This is a genomic window from Polyangium fumosum (genome assembly GCF_005144585.1).
Taxonomy (GTDB): domain Bacteria; phylum Myxococcota_A; class Polyangia; order Polyangiales; family Polyangiaceae; genus Polyangium; species Polyangium fumosum.
Window position 1 is genome coordinate 22121 of record NZ_SSMQ01000104.1, and the last position, 6558, is coordinate 28678.

The 6558-nt window shown below is 67.3% G+C and carries 6 protein-coding genes; 3 read left to right on the forward strand and 3 right to left on the reverse strand.

Annotated features, from left to right (window positions below; all coding sequences use genetic code 11):
* Positions 1 to 22 precede the first annotated feature (22 nt).
* A complete protein-coding gene (locus E8A74_RS47855) occupies positions 23 to 895 on the forward strand; it encodes a hypothetical protein (RefSeq protein ID WP_136935875.1) in 873 nt (290 codons plus the stop codon).
* A 384-nt stretch (positions 896 to 1279) separates the two neighbouring features.
* On the opposite strand, the gene E8A74_RS47860 is transcribed toward E8A74_RS47855, so the two are convergent.
* Positions 1280 to 2557, reverse strand: coding sequence for an MFS transporter (locus E8A74_RS47860; protein WP_136935882.1), 1278 nt, complete (start codon positions 2555 to 2557; stop codon positions 1280 to 1282).
* A 240-nt stretch (positions 2558 to 2797) separates the two neighbouring features.
* Between E8A74_RS47860 and E8A74_RS47865 the strand changes: the two genes are divergently transcribed.
* Together E8A74_RS47865 and E8A74_RS47870 are read left to right on the forward strand one after the other, a co-directional pair.
* Positions 2798 to 3124, forward strand: a complete 327-nt coding sequence (locus E8A74_RS47865) for a hypothetical protein (RefSeq protein WP_136935876.1) — start codon at positions 2798 to 2800, stop codon at positions 3122 to 3124.
* A 19-nt stretch (positions 3125 to 3143) separates the two neighbouring features.
* Positions 3144 to 3935, forward strand: coding sequence for a hypothetical protein (locus E8A74_RS47870; protein ID WP_136935877.1), 792 nt, complete (start codon positions 3144 to 3146; stop codon positions 3933 to 3935).
* A 41-nt stretch (positions 3936 to 3976) separates the two neighbouring features.
* Here E8A74_RS47870 and E8A74_RS47875 read toward each other — a convergent pair whose 3' ends face one another.
* Positions 3977 to 4741, reverse strand: a complete 765-nt coding sequence (locus E8A74_RS47875; protein ID WP_136935878.1) for a LamG domain-containing protein — start codon at positions 4739 to 4741, stop codon at positions 3977 to 3979.
* 5 nt (positions 4742 to 4746) lie between these two features.
* A complete protein-coding gene (locus tag E8A74_RS47880; RefSeq protein ID WP_211365627.1) occupies positions 4747 to 6189 on the reverse strand; it encodes a right-handed parallel beta-helix repeat-containing protein in 1443 nt (480 codons plus the stop codon).
* Positions 6190 to 6558 lie beyond the last annotated feature (369 nt).

The window sequence follows — 6558 nt, forward strand, 5'->3', positions numbered from 1 at the left end:
CTGCGCCTTGGAGCTTGGGACCATGAACCAGACGAAGCGCATCGGACTGCTCGCAGCTCTTTTCCTCGTGGCCCTTGCCCCGGCCTGCAAGGGCGCGGTGACGACGGGCGGCCCGGGGGAGGAGAACCCCGGCGGCGGAGGCATGGGTGGCACAGGCGGGTGCCAGGACCCCGCGCAGTGCGCGTCGAGCTGTCCGGACGACGGCTCGTGGCCGAGTGGCCCCTGCCTGGTCGAGGGGGAGGTGTGCGGCGAGTTCGACGCGTGCGGCTATGGCACGCGGCTGGTGTGTGAGAACGGGTCCTGGACGTACGACATCCACGACCCTGCCGGGTGCGGGTGCGACTGCACGGAGCCCTGCCCCGAGGAGGTGCCCGTGCACGGGAGCGCGTGCGAGGTCAACTACACAGGGTGCCAGTACTTCAATCCGCTCTGCGGGGACAGCTTCATCGAAGCGTCGTGCAACGGCGAGACGTGGTACGTCAGCGACTACGCCTGCCCGATGACCTGCCCGGACACCCTGCCCGTCGAGGGGACCCCGTGCAGCGGATGCTGCTTGCAGAACCCATGCGCGTACCTCGACGCGAGCGGCTGCCCGGTCCAGATCGTCTGCGAGAACGACGTATGGGTCACGAGCCCCACGTCGTGCACGCCGAGCTCGGCCTGCGCCACCCTCGACATGAGCGAATGCGGGAACGCGCAGGGGTGTCGCTGGATGGACTTCGCCGTGTGCGGCGTCAAGCCGCAGGGGGGTTTCCCGCAGGGCTGTTATCCAGTGGACGACTGCGCCACGGACGCGGACTGCAACGGCGGGACGTGCGTGGCCGCCGAGGTCCACCCGTGCCCCGGCGGCGCTTGCAACGCCTGCATGGCACAAGCGCAGCTCTGCGTGCCCTGAGCGAAGGCCGGAACCGGCGCGCTTCGGCCGGAAAGAGCAAAAACCCCGGGTCACCTTTGTGCAAGGTGACGGCAGGAGACCGGGGACGGCCGGTCACCGCTGCGTGAGATCAAAAACCCGGTCGGCGAAGCGGACTTACCGCTGTGTAGATCGGCGTCTCCCGACCGGGATCACCGGTCTACACGTGTGTGGATCCCGCGGAGGAGGACGCGCCGGGCGGGTCACACCTGTGGGAGGTGCCGGCAGGAGACGAGGAGGAGCGGATCCCCGTCGTGTAGAGCCCGGAACCCGAGCGGGAAGGCGAGGTGACCGTTGTGGGGGACGGTGGGACCGGACGGGAGAGGCGACCTTACGAGGATGCCGGCCCCCGAAACCGCTCAAATCCTATCCCTGCTTGTTCGTCGTCTCTCGGAGACCTGCGGCGATCTCCGGCAGGATCCCGAGCCGGACGTAGATAGGCCTCACCGCGCGTCGCAGCGCGGGCAGCTTGTGCAAGAAGACCGCCACGCCGCCGAGCGTCACCACGCCGCCGAGCCGCACCGTCATCGGCGCGCCGAAACGCGCCCCGAGCCAGCCCGCCGCGAGGCTCCCGAACGGGACCATGCCGAAGAACGCCATCGTGTAAAAACTCATCACGCGGCCGCGTTTGTTCTCGTCGACGAGCGTTTGCAGCAGCGTATTGCTCGCCGCCATCTGCACCATCATGCCGCCGCCGACGAGCACCATCATCACCATGGAGAGCGGCAGCCACCTCGAGAACGAGAAGGCGATGAGCCCCGCGCCGAAGAGCCCGCCGGCGATGACCACCGTCCGCCCGAGGCCGAGCACGCTGCGGCGCGACGCCAGGAGGAGCGCCCCCGCGACCGCGCCGACGCCCGAGGCACCCATGAGGAGGCCAAGGGAATGCGGACCGCCGCCGACGACCCGCGCGGCGAAGACGGGCATGAGCACCGTGTACGGCACGCCCGTCAAGCTCACGAGCGCGAGCAGCAGCAGAATGGCTCGAATGGGCGCGAACGAGGCCGCATACCGGAAGCCGTCGCGCAGCTCCGCGAGGATGCGGCTGTGCGCCGATGTCGTCGCCGCGGGCGTGAGGCGCATCATGAGGAGCGAGGCGATGACGGCCAGGTAACTGACGGCGTCGATCAAAAAACACATTCCTTCGCCGACCGCCGCGATGAGCACACCCGCCACGGACGGGCCGAGCAGCCGCGCGGCGTTGACCATGGAGGAGTTCAAGGCGATCGCATTCGGGAGATCTGCCCGTTCCTCCACCATCTCGACGACGAACGCCTGCCGCGCCGGCGTGTCGAACGCGTTGATGAACCCCTGAAACACCGAGAGCACGAGCACGTGCGCGACCGTGATCGTGTGGGTGAGCGAAAAAAACGCGAGGAGCGCCGATTGCACCATCGCGAGCACCTGCGTGACGACGAGCATGCGGTGGCGGTCCCAGCGGTCGACGAGCACGCCTCCGAACGGGGCGAGGACGAACGTCGGGATTTGCCCGGCAAAGCCGACGAGCCCGAGCATCAGCGGAGAGTCCGTCAGCCGATACACGAGCCAGCTCGTGGCGACGCGCGTGAGCCACGTCCCGATGAGCGAGACGCCCTGCCCGAAGAAAAAGAGCCGGTAATTGCGATGCAAGAGCGCCCGTCCCATGGCCCGCAGCGTCGAATCGACGGACGCCTTCGGGATCACGAGGCGACGACCTCAGGTGGAAAGGGGCGCGTCATGGGAACGCTCGCGGGGAGGGTGCCATGGCCCGGGGATCGGCAACAAGCGCGCCAGCCTGGCGGCGCTCCGGAGGGAGCGGAAACGGGCTAGACTCTGGTGGAAGGGGCGGGGATCTCGTACGTTCCGGTGCAGACGCTTGGCTCGCCCTCGGCGAGGAGATGCTGCATGAACAGACGCGTGCTCGGGACGTTGGGTTTCTCCTTGTGGGCGCTCGCCGCGTTCGCCTGCGCTGGCGCGTCGCCCGGCGAGGCGGGAAGCGCCGCCACGGCGGACACCCTGTGTCAGTCGGACGCTGATTGTGTCGTCGTCGAGACCGGGTGCTGCGATCACTGCAACGGCGGAAAGGCCGAGGCGTTCAACAAGGCGCACGCTGACGCGCATCGCCCGCAAGGCTGCACGGGCCGCGGGTGCACCCGCCTCGGATGCGGTGACGCCGTCGCCGCGTGCGTTGACAATACGTGTCAGGTGAAGATCCTGCCGCTCGGGTCCTGACGGCCTGTATCCTCTTCGTATGTTTCGCCCTGCCCACGCGTTCGTGATGGCGACCCTTGCAGCGCCCCTCGTGGCGGCCTGCGGATCGCCACCGGTTTCGCCCGCAGCCCCCCGCACCTCGGAGGCGCCGCCGGTTCCTTTGGCCCCGCGCGCCGCAGAATGCGCCCGCCTCCAGGCGGTGCTCGACACGGAAATGCGCGACGTGCCGGCCGCCGAGATTCGCTCGACGACGCCCATGCCGCGCGTCGAGGAGCTGATGCACCGGCTGGAGCGCTCCTGCGATGCCAGCGAGCGCCTCGCCGACGAACTCGAAGACTCCACGCTCGCCTGCGAGGCAAACGACTTCCGGCTCGCGACGGCCTATCTGCTGCTCACGACGGCGCACATCTTCGGGCTCGTGCACCGGGGCGAGCCGGACCTCGCCCCGTTCGATCGCGCGGCCGACGTCGCGGCGCGCCAGCGCGAGCTCGTCTATCGAAGCGCGCGGGCGCGCTGCATCGACGACGGGTCGCGCGACCAGTCGCCGGAATGGGGGGAGGCGACCAAGGCCATATTGAGGGAGCGCACGTCCGCCATTCACGAATGTCACGCGCAGGAGAAGCTGCGCGCCCCCGACCGCAAGATAGGGAAATTGGAGATGAAGCTCCACATCGCCGAGGATGGGCACGTCGAGCTGGTCGGGCCGACCGCGTACTCCGCGCTCAGCGCCGCGAGCCCGGAGTTCGTGTCTTGCCTCGTTCGCGTGTTCGGGCCAATGCGATTCCCGCCTCCGACAGGCCGCGCCATCGTGACCATGCCATTCGTCGAATGAGCGGTCCTCCCCGGTGAGCGCCGGGGAGGACCACGCTTCCCTCAAAGGCCGAGGACGTTTTTCAGGTACGTCGTGTTGAGGGCGAGATCCGTATGCGAGAGGACGGCGTTGTAAACCAGGATCTCGTGGATGTCGCCTTCGAAGTGAAACGCCGCATCCTGATCGCCGCGCCCGCCGACGTTGAAGGACGTGGGTACCGAGGCGCTGCCCGGCGGCAATGCGGGGGGGGCGCTGACCCGCGTCGGAAGAAACGCGCCATTCACGGTCACGAACGTCCCGTTCGTCGTCCCGTCGGAGACAAACGCAACGATGAGCCACGGCTGCGCGTCGACAGCCGTCGGCAGGGTGCGTCCGACCCTCTGGATGACCTGAAGCCCCGAGCCCGGGTCGCGGCTGTACTCCACGATCATCGACCGTGTACGGAGCCCGGCGCCTGGATTCGCCTGCGGAGCGTCGCCGTGGCACCAGACGAACCGATCGTAGTGCGCCGTCGGCCGGAACGCCGCGATGAGGGTGCATGCCCCGAGCGTCAACGACGCATGGGACAGGATCTGCACGACCGGGGAGGCAGGATTCGCTTGCGCGAAATGCACGAACGGAAAGGTGCCCGAGGTGTCGACGATCGGGGCGTTAATCGGGAGGCCGAGCAGCGTCAGATCATGCGCGCCGACAAGGTCGTCCCATACCGCGACTTTGGTCCCGATCGTGGTCAGGTTGGAGGCGTTGTACCGCGCGACCAGGTTGCTCGTCGTGGGCCCCGACGCCGGCACGGGCCCGCGCGTGATCTTCCAGCCGACCTCCACCACCGCATTCAGCCCAGGCGCCGTGTGCAGGTTGACGTCGAACCCGGTCTCCTGCTTGTTCGACCAGGAGAGGAGAGCAACGAGAGCGCGGCCGGCGGCCCGTCCACGGTCCCGGCGGACGTATGGATCTGATAAAGCGCGTCGTCCTCCGGGAGGCCGCCCGGAAACGACACGGTCGCCGAGGTTGCCAGATCGCTGATCGTCACGACGCCGAAGGGGTTTCGGACCGGAATGCCCGTCGTGGAGAGCCCCGCGTACCCCGGGCCCGAATACCCCGCTCCCGGCTGCGTCTGCGCGCAGATGGGATGGTCGACGTCCAGCACATTGGTGCCGATGTGGATCTTGTTGTTCTTGGGGACCGTCGAGCCGATCCAGATGCCGATGGTCGTGTTCCCGGAGGTCCCCTTCGAGATGACGTTGTTCTGCACCAGGATGTTGCCCGTGCATTGATCGCCGACGATGAGGATCCCGGGAACGGCGCAGGTGCCCGTGTCCTTGCCGTTCTCCGAGATGTGATTGCCCTCGATGAGGATGTCTTCGAGGGTGGCGACCGTGCCATCGATCAGGATCGCGCCGACGGCGGCCTCGTCGTTGTCCTGGATGAATTTGTTTCCCGAAATCACGTTGCCCACGATGGTCACTTCGCGGAACGTGGACGCGGCGCCTTCGAAGAGCCCGAGGATCCCCAGCGAGAACTTGGTATCGCAGATCGTGTTCCAGCCGATCAGGATGTTCGTGCCCTGCCCGATCACGACGGCGGAGGTGCCTCGCTCCACGGTCTGCTCGATCCTGTTGTGGGTGATGGACATTCGGCTCCCAGTGCACAGGATCGGGCTGCCGGCGCAGTTGGAGAGGTAGTTGCCGTGTGCCTCGTGGTCCTGGCCGCTGGCGTAGTTGATGAACGGCCCCCAGCACTCGTGAAAGACGCTGCTATTCGTGCGGATCCGGGTCGACCCAAAATCCGCGTAGACCGCGCCGGCCCAGAGGTTCCTGAACTTGCAGTCGTGGATGAGGACGTCGGAGCAACCGCGCATGTTCACGCCGCCGTGGCCCCATTCGAAGCTCGTATCGGGATCCTCGGTCACCTCGGCCACGTCGATGGCCACGCCCTCGAACCCGAGGTGCTGGAACTCGAGTTGGATCGACTGGTAGCCATATACGATCCCCATCGCGATGAGCGGGCCGTCGGGCTCGCTGATGGGATGCAGGTCGGGATCGAAGAGCGTCGTGACGTCGCGCCCCGCGCCGAGCAGCTTGATCTTCGCGCGATTGTACAGCTCGATCGAGTACCTGGTCATTTCCGGAACGTTGCTGGTCTCCTTGATCACGTACTTTCCCGGCGGAAAATAGACAGTCCCGCCGGTGGAAGGCAGCGCGTTGATCGCCATCTGGATGGCGGCGAGATCCTCGTGGACCCCGTCCCCCTTGGCTCCGAAGCACCGCACGTTCACGGTGGGATCACCAGATCCACCACAGCATCGATAGCAGGTTCCACAGGTCATGAAGGCTCCTCTTTCGATTGCGAGCAAGACGCGCACGGCGGCACGACGCGAAATCCACCGCTCCCACCGCCGAGCCAGCGCCCATCTGCCACGCGGTTCGAGGCGCTCCGCACGATGGCGCATGCGCACCCAATCCGTCGTGGGTGGATAGCCTGTGCCCTTGGGCATCGTCATGCAACGAAAAGCATTCATCGTATCACCTCGCTCACCCCCGTCTGGACGCCGGCCCGCTGCCGTGGCAGGCGCCGCGCGCACGCGCGTTCGTCCGGCCGCCGGGCGCATCGAGCTTCGACAGCAAGCGCGCGCAGACGTCTGCGC